The organism is Ruixingdingia sedimenti (assembly GCF_031432425.1).
Lineage (GTDB): Bacteria > Pseudomonadota > Alphaproteobacteria > Rhodobacterales > Rhodobacteraceae > Ruixingdingia > Ruixingdingia sedimenti.
In genome coordinates this window covers 124788-149658 of record NZ_JAVKPH010000005.1, presented here as the reverse complement: position 1 = coordinate 149658, position 24871 = coordinate 124788, and the positions used below count along the sequence as shown (strand labels likewise).

The 24871-nt window shown below is 69.6% G+C and carries 17 protein-coding genes; 13 read left to right on the top strand and 4 right to left on the bottom strand.

Going from position 1 to position 24871, the window contains the following annotated elements:
* The first annotated feature begins 32 nt into the window (after window positions 1-32).
* From RGD00_RS06610 to RGD00_RS06550, 13 genes are all read left to right on the top strand, one after another.
* Entirely contained in the window at window positions 33-1400 is a 1368-nt protein-coding gene (locus RGD00_RS06610; protein ID WP_310456514.1) for an SLC13 family permease, read from the top strand.
* Between the two features lie 74 nt (window positions 1401-1474).
* Window positions 1475-2710: an HlyD family efflux transporter periplasmic adaptor subunit gene (locus RGD00_RS06605; protein WP_310456513.1), complete on the top strand. Its 1236-nt coding sequence runs from the start codon at window positions 1475-1477 to the stop codon at window positions 2708-2710.
* A complete protein-coding gene (locus RGD00_RS06600; protein WP_310456512.1) occupies window positions 2707-3879 on the top strand; it encodes an FtsX-like permease family protein in 1173 nt (390 codons plus the stop codon). Before RGD00_RS06605 ends, RGD00_RS06600 begins: the two co-directional genes overlap by 4 nt.
* A 20-nt stretch (window positions 3880-3899) precedes the next feature.
* Complete coding sequence (locus tag RGD00_RS06595; protein WP_310456511.1) at window positions 3900-4580, top strand: ATP-binding cassette domain-containing protein; 681 nt, start codon at window positions 3900-3902, stop codon at window positions 4578-4580.
* A 182-nt stretch (window positions 4581-4762) separates the two neighbouring features.
* Window positions 4763-6391, top strand: a complete 1629-nt coding sequence (locus RGD00_RS06590; RefSeq protein ID WP_310456510.1) for a tetrathionate reductase family octaheme c-type cytochrome — start codon at window positions 4763-4765, stop codon at window positions 6389-6391.
* Window positions 6384-7040, top strand: a complete 657-nt coding sequence (locus tag RGD00_RS06585) for a cytochrome b/b6 domain-containing protein (protein WP_310456509.1) — start codon at window positions 6384-6386, stop codon at window positions 7038-7040. Before RGD00_RS06590 ends, RGD00_RS06585 begins: the two co-directional genes overlap by 8 nt.
* Window positions 7041-7222: 182 nt before the next feature.
* On the top strand, window positions 7223-7735 hold the full coding sequence (locus RGD00_RS06580) for a hypothetical protein (protein WP_310456508.1): 513 nt from the start codon (window positions 7223-7225) through the stop codon (window positions 7733-7735).
* Between the two features lie 152 nt (window positions 7736-7887).
* Window positions 7888-8241 (top strand): DMT family protein, encoded by a 354-nt coding sequence (locus tag RGD00_RS06575; RefSeq protein WP_310456507.1) that lies wholly within the window; start codon window positions 7888-7890, stop codon window positions 8239-8241.
* A gap of 371 nt (window positions 8242-8612) precedes the next feature.
* Complete coding sequence (locus RGD00_RS06570; protein ID WP_310456506.1) at window positions 8613-15041, top strand: peroxidase family protein; 6429 nt, start codon at window positions 8613-8615, stop codon at window positions 15039-15041.
* A 57-nt stretch (window positions 15042-15098) separates the two neighbouring features.
* Window positions 15099-16859 (top strand): type I secretion system permease/ATPase, encoded by a 1761-nt coding sequence (locus RGD00_RS06565; RefSeq protein WP_310456505.1) that lies wholly within the window; start codon window positions 15099-15101, stop codon window positions 16857-16859.
* Window positions 16859-17980 (top strand): hypothetical protein, encoded by a 1122-nt coding sequence (locus RGD00_RS06560; protein WP_310456504.1) that lies wholly within the window; start codon window positions 16859-16861, stop codon window positions 17978-17980. The genes RGD00_RS06565 and RGD00_RS06560 overlap by 1 nt, the downstream gene beginning before the upstream one ends.
* Before the next feature lie 10 nt (window positions 17981-17990).
* Window positions 17991-19295: an HlyD family type I secretion periplasmic adaptor subunit gene (locus tag RGD00_RS06555; RefSeq protein WP_310456503.1), complete on the top strand. Its 1305-nt coding sequence runs from the start codon at window positions 17991-17993 to the stop codon at window positions 19293-19295.
* A gap of 116 nt (window positions 19296-19411) precedes the next feature.
* Complete coding sequence (locus tag RGD00_RS06550) at window positions 19412-20092, top strand: response regulator transcription factor (RefSeq protein ID WP_310456502.1); 681 nt, start codon at window positions 19412-19414, stop codon at window positions 20090-20092.
* A 2-nt stretch (window positions 20093-20094) separates the two neighbouring features.
* Here RGD00_RS06550 and RGD00_RS06545 read toward each other — a convergent pair whose 3' ends face one another.
* From RGD00_RS06545 to RGD00_RS06530, 4 genes are all read right to left on the bottom strand, one after another.
* Entirely contained in the window at window positions 20095-21444 is a 1350-nt protein-coding gene (locus tag RGD00_RS06545) for an ATP-binding protein (RefSeq protein WP_310456501.1), read from the bottom strand.
* A gap of 126 nt (window positions 21445-21570) precedes the next feature.
* Complete coding sequence (locus RGD00_RS06540; RefSeq protein WP_310456500.1) at window positions 21571-22014, bottom strand: SRPBCC family protein; 444 nt, start codon at window positions 22012-22014, stop codon at window positions 21571-21573.
* Between the two features lie 19 nt (window positions 22015-22033).
* Window positions 22034-23431, bottom strand: coding sequence for a helix-turn-helix domain-containing protein (locus tag RGD00_RS06535; protein ID WP_310456499.1), 1398 nt, complete (start codon window positions 23429-23431; stop codon window positions 22034-22036).
* A gap of 73 nt (window positions 23432-23504) precedes the next feature.
* The gene (locus RGD00_RS06530) at window positions 23505-24707 is read right to left on the bottom strand and encodes a multidrug effflux MFS transporter (RefSeq protein WP_310456607.1); all 1203 of its coding nucleotides are present in this window, start codon (window positions 24705-24707) and stop codon (window positions 23505-23507) included.
* Between the last annotated feature and the right edge of the window lie 164 nt (window positions 24708-24871).

Sequence of the window (24871 nt, the reverse complement as noted above, 5' to 3'; positions counted from 1 at the left end):
CAGTGTGCGCCATCCGCAACAAGGCGCCCGTCATGCAGCTTTCCACCCGTCCCGTCCTGTTCCTGATCAGTCTTCTCGCCGCCGCCGCGCTGGCCCTCGGCCCCGTGCCGCAGCCCATGGGCCTGACCGCCGCCGTGGTGCTGGTGACGCTGGCCTTGTGGAGCACGGGGCTGATCCCGCCCTTCCTGACCGCGCTGATCTTCTTTGCCGCCGTGCTGATCCCCGGCCTTGCCGCGCCTGATCTGGTTTTTGCCGGCTTCGGCTCGGCGGCGGTCTGGCTGATCGTGTCGGGCTTCGTGATCGGGGCGGCGATCGCCGGATCTGGCCTTGGCGCGCGCATGGCCGAGGCGCTGGTGCCGCTGGTCGGCCACAGCTACCCGCGGCTGGTCGCGGTGCTGACGCTGGCGGCGATGGCGCTCGGCTTCGTAATGCCCTCCTCGGTCGGGCGGGCGGTGGTGCTGGTGCCGGTCGGCATGGCGCTGGCCGAACGGCTGGGGCTGGCGAAAGGCTCGAACGGGCGGATCGGGGTCGCGGTGGCGCTGACGCTGGCCTGCAACATGCCGAGCTTCGCGATCCTGCCCTCGAACATCCCGAACATGATCCTCGCCGGTGCGTCCGAGGGGCAGCATGGCGTGACCTTCGGCTACCTCTCGTATCTGGCGCTGCATTATCCGGTGCTGGGGCTGCTGAAATCGGCGCTGACGGTGGTGCTGGTGGTGGTGCTTTTCCCCGACCGGATCGTGGCGAAGGGCCTGACGGCAGCCGGGCGCAACCCGGTTTCGGCCGAGGAAAAGCGGGTGGCGCTGATCCTCGCCGCAACGCTGGCCTTGTGGATGACCGACCGGCTGCATGGCATCGGCCCGGCCTGGATCGGCATCGCCACCGCCGCCGCGCTGTTGCTGCCGCGCATCGGCGCGGTGGCGCCCAAGCAGTTCAACGCCTCGGTCGATTTCGGCATGGTGCTGTTCGTCGCGGCGGCGCTGGCGCTTGGCGCAGTGGTCAATGCCTCGGGGCTGGGGGCGGTGGCGGGCGGCTTTCTGCAAGCGGTCCTGCCGCTGCATCCGGGGGCGAGCTTCACCAATTTCCTGTCGCTGAGCGGCATGGCGGGGCTGATGGGGCTGGTGACGACCACCCCGGGCGTGCCCACCGTGCTGACACCGATGGCGCCCGATCTGGCGGCGGCGACCGGGTTCACGCTGGAGGCGGTGCTGATGACGCAGGTGATCGGCTTCGCCACGGTGATCTTTCCCTATCAGGTCGGGCCTTTCGTGATGGCGATGCAGCTTTCGGGCGAAAGGCTGGGCCATCTTCTGCGCGTCACCCTGCCGCTGGCCGCGCTGACCTTCGTTGTCCTGATGCCGCTGGACTGGCTATGGTGGCGGATGCTGGGCTGGCTGTGACCGGGCGCCGCAGCACCGGCGGAACGGCGCGGCAATAGCGTAAGACTGACAACCCAACCCGGACAGGCAGGCCCATGACCCAACCGGACGACGATCTTCCGATCCAGATCGAGCCGCCGCAGGCCGCCCCGGCCCCGCACCGGCGGGGGCCGCGCCGGCGCTGGCTTCTGGTGCTGCTGGTGCCGGTCCTGATGTTCTCGGGCGCGGTGATCGGGCTTTACTTCCAGCCGCCCGCCCTGCGCGCCTTCTACGCGGCGACCGGGCTGCAACCGGGCGGCGGCGCCTCGGCCCCGATCGCCCTGCCGCCCGAGGTGGAACTGCCCAAGGAAATGGCCGAGACCATGCGCCCCTCGGACGTGCTGGGGCTGGCGCGGCTGATGCCGCAGGGCGATCTGTCGCCGGTCGCGGCGCCCTATGGCGCGGGCGATGCGCGGCTGGCCGAGATTCTGGTGGCCGAGGGCGAGCGGGTGGAAAAGGGCGCGGTGGTCGCGCGGCTGGACAACCACGATTTCCTGCAAAGCGCGGTGTTGCAGGCCGAGGCCGCGCTGGCGATCCGCGAGGCGGCGCTGATGCAGACCCGCGCCGCCGTCCAAAGCAGCCGCGACGAGGCGCAGGCCACGCTGGACCAGATGCGCGCCGCCGCCACCGAGGCGACCGCCCAACGGATCCGCACCGAGGAACTGTTGGCCCGCGCCGCCGCCACGCAGGCCACATTGGACGCCCAGCTTGCCGCCGAACGGCAGGCGCTGGCCGCCGTCGCCAAGGCCGAGGCGACGCTGGCGCGCTTCACCACGCTGGCGCTGGACGAACAGCCCGACGTGGTGGTGGCGCTGCGCAACCTTCAGGCGGCGCAGACCGATCTGGACCGGGCGCAGCGCGACCTTCGCCGGGCCGAGGTGCTGGCGCCCATCGCGGGCACGGTGATCGACATCACCGCAACGCCCGGCGCCCGCCCGCCAGCGGACGGCATCATGCTGATCGGCGACACTTCGGCGATGATGGCCGAGGCCGAGATCTGGCAGGACCGCATCTCTCAGGTCGCGGTGGGCCAGCCGGTGGAACTGGCGGCGACCGCATTGGGGCGCACCTTCCACGGAAGGGTGCAATCCATCGGCCTGATCGTCGGGCGGCAGGGGCTGGTGTCCGACGACACCGCCGCCAACACCGACGCCCGCGTGGTGCGGGTGATGGTGGCGCTGGACGAGGCTTCCAGCGCGCAGGCGGCGGGCTTCAGCAATCTGGAAGTGATCGCCCGCATCGACACGCGCGCCGGGCCTGCGCCGAAGGACGCGCCCGGGGACGCGCCATGAGCCGGCTGCTTCAGGCGCTGTTCGGCCGCCTGCCCATCGGCTGGCTGCAACTGACGCACAGCCGCACCCGGTTCATGGCGGCGCTGGCCGGGGTGGCCTTCGCCAATGTGCTGGTATTCGTGCAGCTTGGCATCATGCAGTCCATGGCCACCGCGACGCTGAAACCCTACGATTTCTTCCGGGCCGATGTGATGATCTCGGCCACCGATGCCAACACCATGTCGGAAGGCGGCAATGTCGCGCGGCAATGGATGTTGCAGGCCATGGCCCACCCCGACGTGACCGCGGGCATGGGGCTGTTCCTCGCCAATGTGAACTGGCAGCGCGCGCCGAGCGCCCTGTCGCTGACCACCTTCGGCATCGACCCGGCGCAGACCGGCTTTCTCGCCCCCGACCTTGCCGCCAAGACCGCGCCCTTGCGGATGCGGATGGCGGGGCTTCTGGACCGGCTGTCGCGCGGCCTGCCCCGCGACGAGGCGGCGGGCATCCGCCCGCAGGCGCCCCTGTCGTTCGAGACCTCGGGCCAGACGCTGACGCTTTACGACAGCTTTGCGGGCGGCGGCGGCTTCGGCGGCGACGGCTACATGATCGTGTCGGACCAGACCTTCCTGTCGCTGTTCCCCGCCCGCAGTTCCGCCGCGCCCGACCACATCCTGTTGCGCCTGCGCCCCGGCAGCGACGCCGAAAAGGTCGCCGCCGACCTGCGCGGCCTGATCTCGGACAAGACCCTGCGCATCCGCAGCTATGCGGCGGCGGCGCAGGAGGATCTGTCGTATCAGCAGACAAGGCGGCCCACGGGCGTGATCTTCGGTTTCGGCGTCCTGATCGGGGTGCTGGTGGGCATCGTCATCGTCTATCAGGTGCTGTCGACCGACGTGGCCGACCACATGCGCGAATACGCCACCTTCAAGGCCATGGGCTACGGCCCCGGCTTCTTCCTCGGCATCGTGTTCGAGGAGGCGCTGATCCTGGGCCTCTTCGGCTTCGTGCCCGGCGCGCTGATCGGGGGCGGGTTGCTGACGCTGATGGGGTCCATCACCACGCTGCCGCTGGCGGTGACGCCGGCGATGATCCTGTCGGTGCTGGCGGGCACGCTGGTATTCTCCACCCTCTCGGGCGCCATCGCCACGCGGCGGCTGTCCGCGGCAGATCCGGCGGACCTGTTCTGATGGCGGATGAGGATTTCCCCATGCAGACCCGGGCGCTGAACCACTGGTTCGGTGCGGGCGAGGCGAAGAAGCAGGCGCTGTACGACATCGACCTGCGGATCGCGCGCGGCAGCCTGACGGTGCTGGTGGGGCCGTCGGGATCGGGCAAGACCACGCTGCTGACCCTGCTCGGCTGCCTGCGCGAGGTGCAGGACGGTTCTGTCACGCTGCTGGGGCACGAGTTGCACGGCGCGGCCCCCGCGCAGACCATGGCGCTGCGGCGCCGGCTGGGCTTCATCTTCCAGGCGCACAACCTGCATGAAAGCCTGACGGCGGCGCAGAACGTGGTGATGGGCGTGCAGGTGCGGGGGCGGATCGACGACGCCCCGGCGCGACAGGCGGCGGCGCATGTGCTGGGCCTGCTGGGTCTGTCGGACCGGCTGGACTACCTGCCCGCCAACCTGTCGGGCGGGCAAAAGCAGCGGGTGGCCATCGCCCGCGCGCTGGTCGGCAACCCCGATGTGGTGCTGGCCGACGAACCCACGGCGGCGCTCGACCGCGACAGCGGTGCCAATGTGGTGGACCTGCTGAAACGGCTGGGGCGCGCGCGCGGCACCACCACGCTGATGGTGACGCATGATAACCGCATCCTCGACCGCGCCGACCGCATCCTGACGCTGGAGGACGGCCGCATCGTCGGCGACGAGGCCCGCGGCGGATGATATTTGCCCGCCTGATCCAGTGTCACCGGCCCGGCCAAATACATTCACACTTTTGAATGCGTCAACTTGTAGCGGCCCGGGTCCCTAGCCAGATCCCGGATGGCAGTGCTAACCTCGGCAATGGAAATGCGCGCTCTGTCGGCCGCCGCGAACCGGCCCGAGCCTTGGGAGGGGAAGAGAGCATGCCACCCGTATTCCGGGCCCTGCGGTTGGCCGCATGGGCTGTCTGCATCACGGTAGCCGCTGCCCAAGCGCAGGAAGCCCCGGCCGTGCCGGGGCTTGCCAGCACGGCCGACCATTCGAAGTTCCCCGCGCTGAAGGGTCCCTTCTCCTCGGGGCCGGAGGTGACGGCGGCCTGCCTGTCCTGTCATACCGAGGCGGGCGACCAGGTGATGCACACGCTGCACTGGAGCTGGGACTATACCCACCCGGAAACCGGGCAGAAGCTGGGCAAGGCCAATGTGGTCAACTCGTTCTGCGGCAATGTCGGATCGAACGAGACGCGCTGCACCTCCTGCCATACCGGCTATGGCTGGACCGATGTGCGCCAGCCCCCGCCGCAGGACCCCGCGCGGGTGGATTGCCTGGCCTGCCATGACCGCTCGGGCCAGTATACCAAGCTCGACAACATGGCGGGGCATCCGCCGCTCGACCCGGTGCCGGAAGGGGCCAAGACCATCACCGGCAAACCCGCCTGGCCGGTGGATCTGGCGCAGGCCGCCCGGTCCGTCGGCCCGCCGGGGCGCGAGAATTGCGGCAGTTGCCACTTCTACGGCGGCGGCGGCGACAATGTGAAACACGGCGACCTGTCCTCGGCGCTGGTCAGGCCGGATCTGGCGACCGATGTCCACATGTCGCCCGAAGGCGGCAATTTCACCTGCCAGACCTGCCATGTCACCGAGGCGCACAGGATCGCCGGTTCGCGCTACGACACCGAGGCGAAGGACATCGCCGACCCCCATCTGCTGGGCCAGCCCCGCGACGCCGCGACCTGCGAAAGCTGCCACGGCAACCGCCCGCACGAGGCGACGCCGGTCGGGCTGAAGCTGAACGACCATACCGACCGCCTGGCCTGCCAGACCTGCCATGTGCCGGAATTCGCCCGTGGCGGCGTGGCCACCAAGACGCTGTGGGACTGGTCCACCGCAGGACAGTTGAAGGACGGCAAGCCGTTTTCGGTCAGCGGCTTCACCCGTTCGGACGGGAAAGAGCTGGAAACCTATCTCTCGACCAAGGGCACCTTCGAATGGGCCGAGAACGTGGCCCCGCATTATGCCTGGTTCGACGGCACCGTCGAATACACCAACGACACGACGGCCATCGACCCCTCGGCCCCGGTCGAGATCAACCCGCTGCATGGCGCCTCCGACGATCCGGGCTCGCGCATCTGGCCCTTCAAGCGGATGGAGGGCCGCCAGGCCTATGATACCGAGCGGATGGTGCTCTTGCACAGCCAGGTCTACGGGCCGGAGACCGACACCGCCTTCTGGACGAACTTCGACTGGTCCAAATCCCTTCAGGCGGCGTCGGACTATCTGGGCACCGACTATTCGGGCAAGTTCGATTTCGTCGATACGCAGATGTACTGGCCGATCACCCATATGGTCGCCCCGGCCGACGACGCCCTGAAATGCGACGCCTGCCATGCCCGCGACGGGCGCATGGCGAACCTTGCCGGGGTCTATATTCCCGGCGCGGGCCTGCCGCCCGGCGGGATGCTGGGCCTCGCGCTGCTGGCGCTGGCGGCGGCGGGGGTGGCCGGGCACGGGATGCTGCGGCTCATCCGGCGGAAAGGGGGCCATCATGGCTGAGCGCAAGGTCCTGATCTACACCCGGTTCAACCGGCTCTGGCACTGGAGCCAGATGGCCTCGATCCTGATCCTGCTGTTCACCGGCGCGCGGATCATGGGGTTGCACGGCATCCTGCCCTTCGGGCTGGCGGTGACGATCCATTCGCTGGTCGCGCTGGCACTGCTGCTTCTGTGGGCCTTCGTCACCTTCTGGCTGTTCACCACCGGCGCCTGGCGGCAGTTCATGCCCAGCACCGCGGGCCTGTGGCAGGTGGCGCGCTTCTATGCCTTCGGCGTGTTCCAGGGCGAGGCGCACCCCTACCGCAAGATCCTTCGCCGGCGGCACAACCCCCTACAGGCGCTGTCCTATCTGGCGCTGAAGATCCTGCTGTTCCCGGCAATCTGGATCAGCGGCCTCGCCTATCTGGGCTATACGTTCTGGGATCACCTCGACCCCTCGGGCCAGGGCATCTGGCTGGTGGCGAACATCCATATCCTCGCGGCCTTCGCGATTGCGGCCTTCGTGGTGGTGCATGTCTATCTGCTGACCGTCGGCCACGGCTTCCGCGAACATGTGAAGCCGATGGTGACCGGGTTCGAAACCATCGACCTGACCCCGGAACAGGAAGCCTATCTCGCAGCCGAGGAGCCAGGCAGGCTGAAGGGGTGAAACCGGCAGCACATCGGCCCGCGGGCGCCATCCGGGCCATCAATGGCCAAATGCAATCCCGACGGCGCCCTTCTGCCGGCACCCGGCACAAACCGGCGCGATCACTGTATCTTGTTAAGTTTATCGAAAATAGCACAACGGCTCTCGGCGTCCGCTATCATTCCGAGCGTCTTGCCCTCTGGATGAACCGCAAGGGCGAAAACTACCTGGACGTCCGGCGGCATCCCCGCGACATCGGCGCGGTCGAGGTGCGTCTCGGCGGGGACTGGTTCGAGGTGCCTGCTAGCGATCCGATGCTGGCGGGGGTGGCTGCACAGACCTGGCTGACGGCATGGCGCAGCATCCGTGCGGCGCATATGTCCGCAAGGAATTCGATCAACCTGGCTGCGCTGTCTGCTTCGGACTGGCATCATGCCGCATGTACCGGTTGGGATTGGACGAGCCGTGGCGAAGCCGGTCTTCGTGAAGCTTTCAGTCTGATTCGGGCCAGGCAATCGCCAATCAAGCATCAACGGAACCCATCACGACCACCCGCAAGATTCTCGGCAAGATCGTGCAGCGCAATCGAAGCGAACGGGGCGAGCCGCCGCTCTGTTGAGGCCACTGCGACCATACTTCCCGGTTCAACAACCACACCGCCTTCGGGCGGCGTTTTTCTTTCGACTTTCGATGGTCAAGAACCATGTGTAAAATGATCAAAACAACCGCAAGCGCGGCTGGTGCCCGACATTGATCATGTGATATCAGAGCATTACAGATGGCATAAATCTGAAATGGTCAGTTTATCCCGGGTCCGACACCGCGGCCCGATCCAGATCGGTTTTCGCCCCTCCATCGCAGGTCCCCCATGCCCTCGATTCCCGTTCCGCTGCTGACCATCGGCCTGCTGCTGGCCTCCAACGTGTTCATGACCTTCGCCTGGTACGGCCATCTCAAGTACAAGTCCGCGCCGCTGCTGACCGTGATCCTGGTCAGCTGGGGGATCGCCTTTTTCGAATACGTGCTTCAGGTGCCCGCGAACCGGGTGGGGCACGGGCATTTCAGCGCCGCCGAACTCAAGACCATTCAAGAGGTCATCACCCTCGCGGTCTTCGCCGCCTTCTCGGTGCTCTACCTCAAGGAGCCGCTGGCGTGGAACCACCTCGTCGGTTTCGCGCTGATCGCGGCGGGGGCGTTCTTCATCTTCCAGAAGTGGGGTTAGGGCGGATCGGCATTCAGCCCCGCCCATGGCGGGCGCTGGCCTGGCCATTTCTCCCGGCATCACCGTCTTTCATGACACCCCCGCGCGGCCAGACCATGGGCTGAAGGTCGATCACCTTCAGCGCGGACCGGCAGCCGGAGCAGGCGGCCCGGGCGGCGCCGCGCGGGACCTTGGTCCGATGCCGGCGGGGACCAAGGTCCGAACATCTGCCGGACCTCAGGCGCATATCTGCCGCGACCTTGCGCCATTCTCCGCCAGCGGGGCGGGGCCTAACCTGCGGAAAGTTGCCAACGCATCCAATGGGGCGACGGGCGGGCAGGTGTCGGCACCGGCCCCGGATCCGCGCGCCCCGGACCCGACGGGAGGGGAACATGGTCACGCTCATCCGCCACGATCTGGAATTCATCCTGAACCAGATCCGCATCGCCGAGGCCCATGCGGCCGGCACGCCGCTGACCGATCTGGTCGAAAGCCCGCTGCTGCCCTATGGCCTGCGCACCGTCGACGGCAGCTTCAACAACCTCGTCGACGGGCGCGACCCGTGGGGCGCCTCGCACGAGCCCTTCCTGCGGCTGACGGACCCCTACTGGCGCGACGAGGATGACGACAGCCTGACCTTCGGCACGCCGGCCGATCCGGTGGTGCTCGACAACAACGACTACACCCCCGGCGCGCCGACCACCCCCGGCTTCGATCCGGGCACGGTGGTGGACGCCGATCCCCGGACCATCTCGAACCTCGTCGTGGACCAGACGCTGAACAACCCCGCCGCCATCGCCGCGGCGCTGCGGCTCGGCGGGATGGCCGAAGCCGACATTCCCGCCGCCGTGGCCGCGGTCAGTGCCGCGCATGCGCTGGTTCTGGCAGAGGAACCCGACACGCCCGGACATGCCGCGCAGGCCGCGGCGCTGGAGGGTCTGCTGGATGACTACGGGATCGTGATGGACGGCAACACCGTCCACCTGGCCAACGCCGCCCCCGACGAGGGGCTTTCGGCATCCTACAACAGCTGGTTCACGCTGTTCGGGCAGTTCTTCGACCACGGGCTCGATCTGGTGAGCAGGGGCGGCAACGGCACGGTCTATATCCCGTTGCAGCCCGACGATCCGCTCTACAATCCCGATGCGCCGCATACGAACTTCATGGCGATGACGCGGGCGCGCATCGACGCGGATGCGGCCAATGTCACCACGCCCTGGGTCGACCAGAACCAGACCTATACCTCGCATCCCTCGCATCAGGTGTTCCTGCGTGAATATGCGACCGGCCCCGACGGCCCGGTATCGACCGGCAGGCTGCTGGAGGGCGCGCGCGGCCTTGCCACCTGGGCCGATGTCAAGGCGCAGGCGCGCGATCTTCTGGGGATCGAGCTGACCGACCTCGACGTGGGCGCGGTGCCGGTGCTGCTGACCGATCCTTACGGCGAATTCATCCGCGGGCCGAACGGCCTGCCGCAGATCCTTGCGGCCTTCGATGCCGAGGGCGTGCCGATCTGGGTCGAGGGCGATCTGGACGCGCCCGTAAACCCTTCGGCGATCCAGTTGCCGGTGGGAACCGTGCTTTACGGCGGCAATGTGATCGAGGCGGGGGAAACCGTGTCGGCGGCGCGGACCGGCAATGCCTTCCTCGACGACATCGCGCATGCGGCGGCGCCGGTCACGGCGAACGGCCAGTTGCAGGCCGACGATGACGATGCGGTCGGCTATTCCGGCGGCCATGACGCGCGCGGCCAGCAGACCGCCTATGACGACGAACTGCTCGACGCCCATTACATCACCGGCGACGGCCGCGGGAACGAGAACATCGGCCTTTCGGCGGTGCACCACGTCTTCCACGCCGAACACAACCGCCTTGTCGACCAGATCAAGGCCACGATAGAGGCCAGCGGCGATGCCGCCTTCATCGCCGAATGGCGCGATGCGAACGGCAACTGGGATGGCGAGCGGCTGTTCCAGGCGGCGCGTTTCACCACCGAAATGCAGTACCAGCATCTGGTGTTCGAGGAATTCGTCCGCAAGATCCAGCCCGACGTGGACATTTTCATGGTCCAGCCGGATGTCGAGATCGACCCGGCGATCTTTGCCGAATTCGCCCATGTGGTCTACCGCTTTGGCCATTCGATGCTGAACCAGACCGTGGACCGGATCGGGGCCGACGGCAGCGACGACAGCCTGACGCTGTTCGACGCCTTCCTGAACCCGCTCGCCTTCGGGTCGGACACGCTGGACCACCACACCGCGGCGGGTGCCATCGCGCGCGGCATGACCGGCCAGACCGGCAACGAGATCGACGAATTCGTCACCGACGTGCTGCGCAACCAGCTGGTGGGGATCCCGCTCGACCTTGCGGCGATCAACATCGCGCGCGGGCGCGACACCGGCATGCCGACGCTGAACCAGGCGCGGGCGCAGTTCATGGACATGGCGGGGGGCGACACGCAGCTGAAGCCCTATGAAAGCTGGTCCGACTTCGCGCTGAACCTGCGCAACCCGGAATCGGTCGTCAACTTCATCGCCGCCTACGGCAGCCATGCGCTGATCGAGGGCGAAGCGACGATCGCCGGCAAGCGCGCGGCGGCGATGGCGCTGGTCTTCGGCATATCGCAGAGCTTCTTCGACGGCACCGCCACGCGCAGCATCGAACCGCCCGCGGCGGCCGACCGGCTGGATTTCCTCAATGCCCGCGGCGCCTATGCCGATGGCCGGGGCGGCGTCGATGCCATCGACCTCTGGGTCGGCGGGCTGGCGGAAAAGAAGATGGCGTTCGGGGGCATGCTCGGCTCCACCTTCTCGTTCGTCTTTGAACTGCAGATGGAAAACCTCCAGCACGGCGACCGCTTCTATTACCTGTCGCGGCTGCAAGGCACCAACCTGCTCAACGAGATGGAAAACAACTCGCTCGGCTCGATGGTGATGCGCAACACCGACCTGGGCGAGACGGGCTATGCCCTGCCGGGCGACATCTTCTCGACCCCGGACCATGTGTTCTACGTCGATGCCGCGAAACAGGCCGCCTTCGGCCATGTCGATCCGGTGCATGAAAACCCGCTGTTGCAGGCGGTGTCGGCGCTGGTGGAACGCGGGGCGAACTTCATCCGCTACAACGGTCTCGACCATGTGGTGATCGCGGGCACCGAAGGCAACGACACCATCGTCGCCGGTGGCGGCGACGATGCGGTGCGCGGCTTCGGCGGCGACGACGACATCGAGGCGGGCTATGGCGTCGATATCGTCTATGGCGGCGCGGGCGACGATGTGGTGACGAACGCGGGCACCGACATCGGCGAAACCGACATGCTGCACGGCGACGGCGGCAACGACGTGATGCACGGCGGGTCGGGCATGGCGCTGCTGTTCGGCGGCGCGGGGCAGGATTTCCTGATGCTCGGCCCCGATGGCGGCGAGGGCCGCGGCGGCACCGGCAACGACTTCATCCTCGGCGGCAACGGGCCGGATGTGATCTTCGGCAATTCCGGCGACGACTGGGTCGAGGCCGGGGGGCTTTTCGACTATATCGCGGGCGATCACGGCGACATCTTCTTCAACTCGACCGAGATCGGCCATGACGTGCTGAACGGCGGCGCGGGCGACACCGATTACGACGCCGATTCCGGCGACGACATCATGATGGGCGGCGAGGGCATCCAGAAGTTCATCGGCATGTGGGGCCACGACTGGGCCATCTTCAAGGGACAGGCGGTGGCGGCAGAGGCCGACATGAACTTCCCAGTTTTCGCCACCCTGCCGCTGGAGGTGCTGCGCGACCGCTTCAGCCAGGTCGAGGCGCTGTCGGGCTGGTCCCATGACGACGTGCTGCGCGGCGACGACCGCATGGATCCCGATCCCGACGAGGACGACGAGGAACCCCCGGTCCAGGATCCGACGCCCGAGGGCAATTTCCTCTACAACGAACTCGACGAGGCCGGGATCGCCCGCATCGCCGGGCTCGGCCAGATCATCACCCCCGACATGCTGCGCATGGGGCCCTACTGGGCCGACGGTTCGGGCGCCGAAAAGCTGATCTTCTCGGGCGGGAACATCCTTCTGGGCGGGGGCGGCAGCGACCTGTTCGAGGGCCGCGGCGGCAATGACGTGATCGACGGCGACGCCTGGCTGAACGTCCGCATCGCGATCCTCGACGGCAACGGCGCGCGGATCGCGACCGCAGAGGGCATGAACGCCGCCGTCACCGACACCGACGGCAATGTGCTGCACGGCGGGCGCACGCTGGACGCGCTGATGCTGGAACGGGTCTACACCCCCGGCCAGTTGGAAATCGTGCGGGAAATCCTGTGGGACGACAGCGGCGAGGATACGGCCTTCTACTGGGACGTGTTCGAGAACTACGCCGTGACGCTGAACGGCGACGGCAGCGTCACCGTCGAACATCTGAATGAAACCAATGGCGCGATCGACCCGCTGACCGGGCAGAACCGCACCAATGACGGCATCGACCGGCTTTACAACATCGAGTTCCTGCAATTCGCCAACCAGCGGCTCAGCGTCACCCAGGCGCTGAACGCGCTGCCCGCGGGCCTGCCGCTGATCAGCGACATGACCCCGACCGAAGGCCAGATGCTGATGGCCGACCTGACGGGCGTCAGCGATGCCGACGGCATCGACATGGCGACGGTGCAGGTGCAATGGCAGGCGCTGGTGGGCGGCATCTGGACCGACCTGCCGGGCGCGACCACGGCCGGTTTCACCCCCGCGGCGGGCGATGTGAACACGCAGTTGCGCGTGCTGATGCGCTATGTCGACGGCAACGGCATCGCCGAAGAGGTCGCCTCGGCCCCGACCGCGGTGGTGGGGGCGGTGCTGACGGGAAACGGCCTGCCCGACACGTTCGACGGCACGGCAGGCGCCGACCTGATCGCCGGGGGCGGCGGGCCCGACACGCTGAGCGGCCTTGACGGCGACGATACGCTCGACGGCGAGGCCGGGGCGGATCGGCTTTACGGCGGGGCGGGCGACGACCTGCTGACCGGCGGGATCGGCACCGATCAGCTCTATGGCGGCGAGGGCGGCGACCAGCTGGCCGGCGGCCTCGGGGCCGACAGCCTTTACGGCGGGGCGGGCGACGACACGCTGGATGGCGAGGGCGGGCCCGACCGGCTTTTCGGCGAAGAGGGCGACGACCTGCTGACCGGCGGCGCCGGGGCCGATCACCTGTACGGCGGCGAGGGCGATGACCGGCTGGCCGGTGGCCTCGGGGCCGACAACCTCTATGGCGGGGCGGGCAACGACACGCTCGACGGCGAGGCGGGGCCGGACCGGCTTCATGGCGAGGAAGGCGACGACCTGCTGACGGGCGGCGCCGGCACCGATCACCTCTATGGCGGCACCGGCGGCGATACGCTGTCCGGCGGCGCGGGGGCGGATGCGCTGTTCGGCGGCGACGGCGACGACCTGCTGCACGGCGGCGCCGGGCCCGACACGATCGAGGGCGGCGCGGGCAACGACCGGACCATCTGGCAGGTCGGCGAGGGGCGCGACATCGTGCGCGGCGGCGCGGGCACCGACACGTTCGAGGCGCGGGGCGACGCCAGCGCCGAACAGTTCCACATCTGGTCCCGCGCGGCCTGGATCGACTACAGCAACGCGCATGCCCTGCGCGCCGACGACCTCGACCCCGACGCAGAGATCATCGTCACCCGCAACGGCACCGCCTTTGCCGCGATCATCGCCCAACTGGACGATATCGAGGATATCGTGATCGACGGCGGCGGCGGGGGCGACAGCTTCACCGTGCACGGCGACTTCACGCTCACCTCGCTGTCCTACAGCACGATCCGCCTTGTCGGCGGGGCGGGCGACGATCTCTTCGACATCGGCAACCTCGCATCGGAACACCGCGTGGTGCTGGTGGGCAACGGCGGCGCGGACAGTATCGCCGGCACGCTGCGCCCGCAGGAGGAATACATCCCCGGCAGCGAACCGGCGGCGCCGGCGACGACAGAACCACAGACCACCGCGCCCGCGGGCGACACCACGCCCGGCACCGCCGGGGCGGAAACGCTGACCGGCGGGGCGGGCGACGACACGTTGCAGGCCGGCGCGGGCGACGACGTGGTCCTTGCCGGGGCGGGCAGCGATGTCGTGCTGGCCGGTCAGGGCGGCGACACCGTTCTGGGCGAGGCGGGGGCCGACACGCTTCTGGGCGAGGACGGGGCCGACTACCTTTTCGGCGGCGAGGGCGGTGACGTGATTTCGGGCGGCGCCAGCGACGACCACGCCTTCGGCGGGCGCGGCGACGACACCTTCCTTGCCACCCGCGGCGACGGGAACGACTTCTACTTCGGCGACGAGGGCGCGGATACGCTCGACATGTCGGCAATCACCGCGGCGATCCAGGCCAATCTGTCCCGCGGCACCGTCAGCAGCGCCGAAACCGGCCGGGATGTTCTCTACAGCGTCGAGAACTTCATCGGCGGCGCGGGCAACGACGCGATCACCGCCGGGGCGGGCGTCAACGTGCTGGCGGGCGGCGGGGGGGACGACCTCTTCTGCTTCGGCGCGGTGGCGGATGCGGATGGGGACGTGATCCTCGACTTCGCGCCGGGCGACCGGATCGACCTGTCGGGGATCGACGCCGATACCGCCCTTGCCGGCAAGCAGGGCTTCACCCTTGTCGCGGGCGACGCCTTCACCGGGCCGGGGCAACTGATGGTCCAGCACGAAACCCGCGAGGACGGCGCCTATACCGTCGTCCTGGGCAACGTGACCGAGGGCGATGGCGCCGATTTCCGCATCAGCCTCAAGGGCAGCCACACGCTGACGGCGACGGATTTCAACCTGTGACGCCTGACCCGCCGGGCCGCCCGGCCCGGCGGGAACCGCGAAGGATGGGGGGCCATCATGCGCAGCGCAGATCCCGGACGGGCCGCACGCCGCCGCGAGGCGGCAGACCTGATGCGCGGCTATCGCGGGCTGGTCGTGTTCCTGTTCGTCCTGTCGGGGGTGATCAACCTTCTGGCGCTGACCGGCGCCTTCTACATGTTGCAGATCTACGACCGCGCGCTCGGCAGCGGCAGCCTGCCGACGCTGGTGGCGATCTCTGTCCTCGCCATCGGGCTTTACTTCGCGCAGGGGCTGTTCGACATCATCCGCGGCCAGATCCTTGTGCGCATCGGGGCGCGGATGGATGCGCGGATGGCGCCGCTGGCCCACCGCGTGGTGATCGACATGCCGCGCCACGGCTATTCCACCACCGAGGCGCTGGAACGCGGCCGCGACGTCGACACCCTGCGCGGCTTTCTGGGCAGCCAGGCGCCGGTGGCGCTGTTCGATCTGGTCTGGATGCCGCTGTTCGTGGCCTTCGTCTATGCGCTGCACCCGCTGCTTGGCGCGATCACGCTTGGCGGGGCGGTGGTGCTGGCACTGCTGACGGTCGCCACCGAACTGATGTCGCGGGGGGTGAACGATCAGGCGCAGAAGGCGATGGTGCGCCGCAACGCCATCGCCGATTCCAACGCCCGCAACGCCGAGGTGCTGCGCGCCATGGGCATGGGGCCGCAGGCGGTGGCGCGTTTCCGCACGGTCAACGACGACCACCTGGGCCTGCAAACCCGCGCCACCGACCTGACCGGCACCTTCGGCGCCATCGCCCGGGTGCTGCGGATGATGCTGCAATCCGGGGTGCTCGGCCTCGGGGCCTATCTGGTGATCATGGGGCAACTGACGCCGGGCGCGATCATCGCGGCCTCAATCACCTCGGCCCGGGCGCTGGCGCCGATCGACATGGCGATCGCGAACTGGAAGGGCGTGGTGCTGGCGCGCGCCGCATTCCGCCGCCTGCGCGAGACGATGGTGGCGCTGGCCGCCGACCTGCCGCCGATGCCCCTGCCCGCGCCGCGCCACAGCCTGCGGGTCGAGGGCCTGACCGTCGCCGCCCCCGACAGCGGCCGCGTGCTGCTGAGCGACATCGCCTTCCGGCTGACGGCGGGTCAGGCGCTTGGCATCATCGGGCCGAGCGGCGGCGGCAAGTCCACGCTCGCCCGCGCGCTGACCGGCATCTGGGCGCCGGTGCGCGGGGCGGTGCGGCTCGACGATGCGGAACTGACGCAATGGGACGACACCGCGCTTGGCCGGCATATCGGCTATCTGCCGCAGGACGTGGTGCTGCTGGACGGCGACATCCGCGCCAATATCGCGCGGCTGGACCCAGAGGCCCCGCCCGCGCGCGTGGTGGCCGCGGCAGAGGCCGCGGGCGTTCACGCCATGATCGCGCAACTGCCCGACGGCTATCAGACCCCGCTCGGCGCGATGGGCGGCGCGCTGTCGGGCGGCCAGCGCCAGCGGATCGGACTGGCGCGGGCGCTTTACGGCGATCCGTTCCTCGTGGTGCTGGACGAGCCGAATTCGAACCTCGACGGCGAGGGAGAGGCGGAACTGAGCGCGGCGATCCGCGCCATCCGCGCCCGCGGCGGCATCGCCATCGTCATCACCCACCGGCCGAGCGCGCTGGCCGCGGTCGATCTGGTGGCGGTGATCCAGAACGGCCGCATGACCGCCTTCGGCGACAAGAACGACGTGATCGCGCGCCCCGTCCGCCCCGAGGCCCCGGCAAGGGCCGCCGAGGCGCGGGCGGCGGCGCCCCTGACGATGCGGGGGGCATGATGTGGATCAAGGTCCGCGGCACGCGCCAGCCCGACACCGATGACCCGCGCCCCTTCGCCCGGGACGGGGACGCGGATGACACCGCGCCGCGCCGGCGCCTGCCGCTGGCGGTTGCCGGGGCGGTGGTGGCGGTGGCGCTGTTCGTGAAATCGCTGATGCCGCAGCGCGCGGAGGCCGCACAGCCCGCGCCACCCCACGGCACCGGCGACGAAGGCGCGGTTGCGGCCCTGCCCCCCGCCGCAACCGCGCCGCCCCCGGAACCCGCCCGCGCGCCGGATCCGCCCGCCCCCGCCCGGCCGGATGCCGCGCCGCCCCTGCGGGGGGCAGAGGTCACGCTGTTCGGCCCCGGCGCGCCCGACCCGGTGATCCGCGATCCGGGCCAGTTCGCCCTGCCCCGCAGCGCGAACCACAACGGCTTTGTCGATCTCGACGCCGCCGCCTTTCTGACCGAGGCCGCGCGCGTCGCCGGCACCGGCCCCCGCGACAGCTTCACCTTTCCCGAACCGCCCGGCCCGCCCCCGCCGGCCCCGCCCCCGGCCGAACCCGAGAACGCGGATTGCGGCTGCACCGGATCCGGGCGCGCCGCACCCGCGCAGGGGCCCGGCCCCGCCCCGGGGGTCGAGGCGGCGCTGGCCGCCCTGATGCTGGGCAGCGGGGCCGAGACCGGCCCCGAAGGCACCGAAGCGGGCGCCCCCGCCGATGCCGGGGCGGCGCCCGAAGGCTTTACCGCATCGGAGGCCGCCGCGGGCGGCCCGGGCGATGACCACCCCCTGCCCGGCGCGGGCACCGCCGCGCTGCGCGGGGGCGGGGGCGGGGACAGCTTTCTGTTCCGCCTGCCCGAACCGCAGGCATTCGCCCCCACGGAACCCGCGCCTGCGGACCCGCGCCCCCTGACGATCGCCGGGGGCCCGGCGGAACGGGCGCAGGACGACCCCGGCGCGGGGTTCGCCCGCATCTACGGCACCGATCCCGACGACACGCCGCCCCTGCGCCTGCCGCAGATGGCGGCCGCCGAACAGGACCGCGCCGCCATCGCCGCACCGCCCGATACCGAGGCGGCATTCCCCATCCCGGCCGTGGCCGAGGGGCCGCGGATGTTCCTCGCGCTCGACCATGCCTGAGAGGGCCGCCATGACCGATGCCATCCCCCGCAGCGAAACCCGTTTCGCCACCGGCCCGCGCGTGCTGGCGGGCAGCCTGATGATGCTGGCGCTTCTGGGCGGGGTGGGCGGATGGGCGATGACCGCCCGGCTTTCGGGCGCGGTGATCGCGGGCGGCGTGGTCGCGGTCGACCAGAACCTCAAGCTGATCCAGCACCGCGACGGCGGCATCGTCAGCGCCATCGCGATCCGCGAGGGAACCCGCGTCGGGGCGGGCGAGGTGCTGTTCCGGCTGGACGACGCGCAGACGCGCGCGGAACTGTCGATCCTGCGCGGCCAGTTGCTGGAACTGCGGATCCAGCGCGCCCGGCTGATCGCCGAACGCGACGACGGCGAAACCGTCGCCCTGCCCCCCGGCATCGCCCCCGGCCCCGAGGCCCAAGACCTTCTGGCCGGGGAGTTGCGGCTTTTCGCCGGCAAGCGGCAGGAACGGCTGTCGCGCAAGCAGCAGCTCGGCCTCGGCATCGCCCAGATCGCCGAGGAAATCCGCGGACTGGAGGCACAGCGCGCCGCCAAGACCCGCGAAATCGCCCTTGTCGATGCCGAGGCCGCCCGGGCCGCGGCGCTGGCGCAATCGGGGCTGATCGAGGCCGCGCGGCTTTATTCCGTGCACCGCGAACAGGCCCGGCTGAACGGCGAACATGGCGAGATCACCGCCGCCATCGCCCGCGCGCGCGCCCGGGCGAACGAGGTGGAGTTGCAGATCCTCGCCATCGACGAAACCGCCCGCACCGAGGCGCAGCGCGCCCTGAGCCAGACGGAAACCCGCATCGCCGAACTGGACGAACGCCGCATCGCCATCGAGGACCGCCTGACCCGCACCGACATCCGCGCGCCGATCGCGGGCGTGGTCAACGAACTCAACGTCCATACCCTGGGCGGCGTGATCGGCGCGGCCGAGGTTCTGGCCACCATCGTGCCAGACGGCGCGCGGCTGAGCTTTCAGGTGAAATTCGCCCCCGCGCTGATCGACCAGGTGGCGGTGGGCCAGCCCGCGCGGCTGCGCTTCGTCGCCTTCAACCAGCGCACGACGCCGGAACTGAACGGCACCGTCGCCCATGTCGCCGCCGCCGCCGCCCGCGACGCCAAGACCGGCGAGCCCTATTTCGCCGGAGAGATCGCGGTGCCGCCCGAAGAGCTTTCCCGCCTCGGCGAACTGCGGCTGATGCCCGGCATGCCGGTCGAGGTTTTCGTGACGACCGAGTCGCGCACCGCCCTGTCCTATCTGGCGAAACCGCTGACAGATCAACTTATGCGTGCATTCCGGGAAAGATAGGGGGCCGAAACCGCCGCGAAACCGGCCCTTCCAGCCGGTAAAGACCAATAAAGCCGTGAAAATTCTGCATATTCGTGATAGGTTTGTCCGACTGACATAGATATTGGGGTAAAGCGATGTCAGTGATCAGCGTTGCTGTTTTTGACGATCATCCGGTTGTGTTGGAAGGTCTGTTGCAGATGCTGGCCGCCTCGGGGGATTTCGAGGTTTGCGGCAGCGGCCGCACCGCCGCCGAGGCGCTGGAATGCGCGCAGGCCCTGAGACCCGATGTGGTGGTGATGGACCTGATGATGCCCGGCGATGTCTGCGGCACCATCACCCGCATGGCGCGCAACAGGCCCGGGGCGCAGGCCATCGTCTTTACCGCCTCGACCCGGGTGGACGATGCGGTGCGCGCGCTCGACGCGGGTGCGCGGGGCTATCTGCTCAAGGGCACCTGCGGCAGCGACATCGCCGAGGCGATCCGCGCCGTGGGCCGGGGCGAGACCTTCGTCAGCCCGATGATCGCGGGCCATGTCATCACCGCGGTGCAGTCCGCCGCGCAGCGCCGCAAGGAGGTGGACGCCGCCCGGCTCAACGTGCGCGAGGAACAGATCGTGCGGCTGCTGCTGACCGGCAAGACGAACAAGGAAATCGCCGCGCGGCTGCAGATCAGCGAAAAGACGGTCAAGCATTACATGTCGCTGCTGATGCAGAAACTGCATGTCCGCAACCGGCTGGAGGCGGTTCTGGCGGCGCAGAAGCTGCACGACCAGTTGCGCCCCGCCGCCCGCCCGGGGCCGGGCTATTACCAGTAGGCTCAGCCGGGCGGCAGGCTGGCCAGCAGGACCACCCGCGCTGCCCCCGCAGGACGGTGCAGCCGCAGCCGCCCGCCGAGCGCCGCGACCCGCCGCCGGATGCCGCGCAGACCAAGGCCGCCGCCCTGCCCCCCGCCGCCGGTGCGGGGTGCGGCCGTGCCGTTGATCACCGCCACCCGCAGCGCCCCGCCCTTCCGGCGCACGCAGACCGCCTGGTCGCGCCCGCCGGCGTGCTTGAAGGCGTTGTTCAACCCCTCCTGGATGATGCGGTAGAGGCAGATCCGCGTCGCCGTGCCGATCCCGCCGGGCAGCGCGCCGAGCGTCACGCGCACCCGCGTGCCCGTCACCGCCTCGTGCCGTTCGACGGCGAGCGCCACGGTTTCGGCAATGCCGAGGCCCGCCAGTTCCGGGATGTTCAGCCCCGAGGCGAGGTCGCGCAGTTCCTGGATGCTGCGCACCAGCAGATCGCGCGTCATCGTCGGCCCCGCGGCCTGCCGCCGTTCGCCGTCGAGCGTCATCGCCGCCGCGGCCAGAAGCTGCAACGGCCCGTCATGCAGATCGGCGCCGAGCGCGCGCAGCAGTTCCTCGTTGCCGTCCACAAGATCCTGCCGCGCCGCATCGGCCTCGGCCCGCAGGGCCTGGTTCAGCGCCAGCAGCCGTTCGGTATGGGCCAGCCGCGCATCGAGTTCGTCGCGCTGCACACGCACGACGCGCCGGGCCCAGTGGATCAGCGGCAGGATCATCGCCAGCATCGCCGCCGCCCCCAGACCCACCGCCAGCCAGATCACCAGCCGGATCCCGGCCAGCCGCTGCGACAGATCGCTCGCATCCAGATAGACCTCGCCGATCAGCGGCGCCCCGCCGGGATCGTTGCGGCCGAGGGGCACATAGACCTCCAGCAGCGGCCGCGCCGAGGCGCTGCCGAGCGACCGGCGGTCGACGAATTCCGCCGCCGTGCCCCCCGCCAGGACCTGGCCGAGCGCGGGATTGTCGAACCGCTGACCGATGGCCGTTTCGTCGTTGCTGAACAGCACCGTCCCGTCGCCGCGCCACAACACCACGTCGATGACCCGCCCGCCGGGCAGGCGCATCTGCCCCAGATCCGCCAGCAGGCGCGCCACGGTGGCCGGCGCGGGGGTGCCGTCACCGGCGAAATCCTCTGCCCGCAGGCTGTTGGCGAACATCAGATGCAGATAGCCCGTGGCCACCTCGACGGCAGAGCGCAGTTCGACCTGATGCAGGTGCCGCCCCAGCCACATGCCCACGAACGACATCGACAGGCAGATCGACAGCGTAAGGGCGATGGCGACACGGCCGAACAGGCTGAAGGATGACCGCGGGGGAAAACTCACCTGGCAAATCCCTGGGACCGGCGGAGGGCGGACACGGCACAGCCGGCACCGAGGTGCCGGGGGCACAGGCTAGCATCCGCCGGGCCCTGCGTCGCGCCAAATCGGCAGGCGGCCCGCGGCCCCGGGTCAGGCCGGCCGCGATTCCAGTTGCTGCTTGAGCCGGTAGAACAGCGCCGACACCACGCGGTCCGCCGTGCCCGGGGCGGCGGTTTCGGCCAGCTTGCGCAGCAGACCCTGAAGCGTGACGCTGCCGTCCCAGTCCAGCCGCGTTTCCGCACCGCGCGGGGCCAGCCGGATGTCGCAGCGCGCGGCGATCTTGCCGGTCAGCAGGTTGCCGCCCTCGATTTCCAGCACCTGCACCGCACCCTCGCCCGCCACCCGCACCCGCGCCGACAGGCCGAGCCGCATCCGCCCCACCTCGCGCGCGAAATCGGCGGTGAAGGCGTCGCGCTCCTGCGCCGTCACGCCGCGGCAGGCGGGCAGGATCGCCGCCAGAACCGCCGGGTCGCGCAGCGCGGCGGTGATGGTTTCGGGGCTGGCGGCGATGCGGATGTTTCCATTGGCCTGCATGGCGGTCCTTCCGGCTGGCTTATTCGGCGATCACATAGGGCAAAAGCCCGCGCCTGTCAGGGTCTACCCGCAGATGCCGTTCCAGCGGCGGCACCGACCGCTGGTGGCAATCGCGTCTTTCGCAGATCCGGCAGGAAATCCCGATCGGCTGGAACCCGCGCGCAAGGTCGAGCCCGTCGGCATAGACCAGTTGCGGCGCATGCGCGATCTCGCACCCAAGCGCGATGGCATAGCGGCGCACCGGCGCGGTGAAACTGCCGCCGGGTTTCGACACGTCGCGCGCAAGGCTGAGGTACCGCACCCCGTCGGGCGTTTCGGCCAGCTGGCGCAGGAAACGGCCCGGCATCTCGAACGCGCGGTGCACGTTCCACAGCGGGCAGCCGCCGCCGAAACGGGCGAATTGCAGCCGCGTGGCGGAATGGCGCTTGGTGATCGTGCCCGCCTGATCCACCCGGACGAAGAAGAACGGGATCCCCTTCAGCCCCGGCCGCTGCATCGTGGACAGCCGGTGCGCCACCTGTTCGATCGAGGCCCCGAAGCGGTCGGCCAGCCGTTCCAGATCGTGGCGTTCCTGCTGCGCGGCGGCCAGAAACGCGCGGTAGGGCATCAGCGCCGCCCCGGCGAAATAGTTCGCCAGCCCGATCTTGGCGATGCCCCGCGCCTCCGGCGTCTGGAAGCGGGCAAGATCCAGCGTCGCCTCCAGCAGGTCGTTCTGGGTCAGAAGCGCCATCTGGTGCAGCAACTGGAACCGCCGCGTGGGTTCGGCCACCCGGGCGGAAACGGTCAGCCGCCGGGTCTGGGGGTCGTAGATGCGGATCGCGGCCTCGTCCCCCGTCGCCACGGCGATGCCGCGCGCGGCCAGTTGGTCCGTCACCACCGCCACCGGGTCGCCGCCGGGGCCCCAAGCCTGCGACAGCCGTTCGGCGGCCAGATCCACCGCGTCGATGTAATTGTCGCAATAGTGGAAGAAATCGCGCACCTCCTCCCACGGCGAGGGGCGCAGGGAGGCGCCGTCGCGGCCCAAAGCCTCGTCCAGCGAGGCGAGCCGTTCATGCGTCTGCCGGTAGGCGCGGTGCAGGTTCAAGAACGCCCGCGCCAGCGCCGGCGCGTTCGAGGCCGCAAGCCGCAGATCCGCCAGGGGGGGCACCGCCGCGCCGAACACCGGGTCCGCCAGCGCCTCGCGCATGTCGCTGACGATGCGTTCGGCATCGCCCGTAGTCAGTTCGGTGACGTCGAAGCCGAATTCCTGCGCCAGCCGCAACACCACCGCGGCCGAGATCGGGCGGTGGTTGTTTTCCATCTGGTTGAGATAGGGCAGCGACACGCCGAGCCGTTCGGCAAAGGCCTTCTGCGTCAGGCCGAGCCGGGTGCGGGTTTCGCGCAGGGTGACACCGGCGTAGAGCTTTTGCACGGTCATGGCAGTATCGGCATGGCGGGCTCCGGGGCTTTGCAAAGGACAGTTAGCCTTTGCAAAGCCCTGCGCGCAAGGCTCAGCCCGCCTCGGCCCGGCTGAACCGCACCGCCAGCGCCGCCAGCAGCGACACGACCGCGGACCCGAACATCAACAGCACCAGCGGCAGTTCGCTCGCCCCCGGTTGCAGCAGCACGCCCGCAAGTGCGGTCAGCGCCGCACCGCCGCCGATCATCATCGCCCCGCCGAGGCCCGACGCCGACCCGGCCAGTTCGGGGCGCACCGACATCATGCCCGTATTGGTGCTGGGCAGCGCCATGCCGTTGCCCACCCCCACCAGCGTGATCAGCCCGAAGAACAGCGTCGGGTGGCGGATACCCGCCAGCGTCAGCACCGCCAGAACCCCCATTCCCACCGCCAGCACCACGCAGCCGCGCAGCACCATCCCGTCGATCCCGAACCGCACCGCGAACCGGCCCGACAGGAAGTTGCCCACCGCATAACCAAGCGAGGGCGCGGCGAAATGCAGCCCCAGAACCGCCGGCGACAGGCCGAACACCTGCGCGCCGACGAAGGGCGCGCCGCCCAGAAAGGTGTAGAACACCCCCGCCCCCGCCGCGCCCGACAGCGTATAGCCCCAGAACCGCATGGATCCGAACAGCGCCGGATACTGCCGCAACTGCGCGCCGAAGCCGCCCGGCGCGGGCCGCTTGGTTTCGCCCAGATCCGCCCAGACCAGCACCAGCACCACCGCGCCGAGGACCGCCAGCAACCCGAAGCTCGCCTGCCAGCCGAGGATTTCGTCCAGAAAGCCCCCGATCATGGGCGAGGCCATGGGCACCAGCGCCATGCCCATCGTCACATAGCCGATCATCGACGCCGCCTGCGGCCCCGGCACCATGTCGCGCACCACCGCGCGGCTGAGCACCATGCCGGTGACGATCACCGCCTGAAGCATGCGGAAAACAAGGAACAGCTCGATCGTCGGCGCCAGGATCGTACCGACCGAGGCGAGCAGGAACACCACCCCCGTGCCGAGGATCACCGGCCGCCGCCCGAACCTGTCCGACAGCGGGCCCACGACCAGTTGCAGCACCGCCGACAGCGCCAGATAGAGCGTCACCGACAGCTGCATCGTGCCATAGGGCACCGCGAACCATTCCGCCATCGCCGGCAGCGAGGGCAGAAAGACGTTGAGCGACATCGACGACAGACCCGTCAGCAGGATCAGCGTGGCGATATGCGGCGGCGTCGTGCGGTCGAGGAACCGGACGACAGGCATGCCGGAAGAGGGGGGCATGCCGGAGGCGGGGGGCATGCCGGGGGCGGGCGTGGGGGTCTGGGTACGCATGACGCAAGGGCTAGGCGGCGGCGCGGGCGAAGTCCATCACCCCCGGCGGGGGACAGCGGCTTTCGCGCCCCCGGTGGCGCGGCGGCACCACCGGG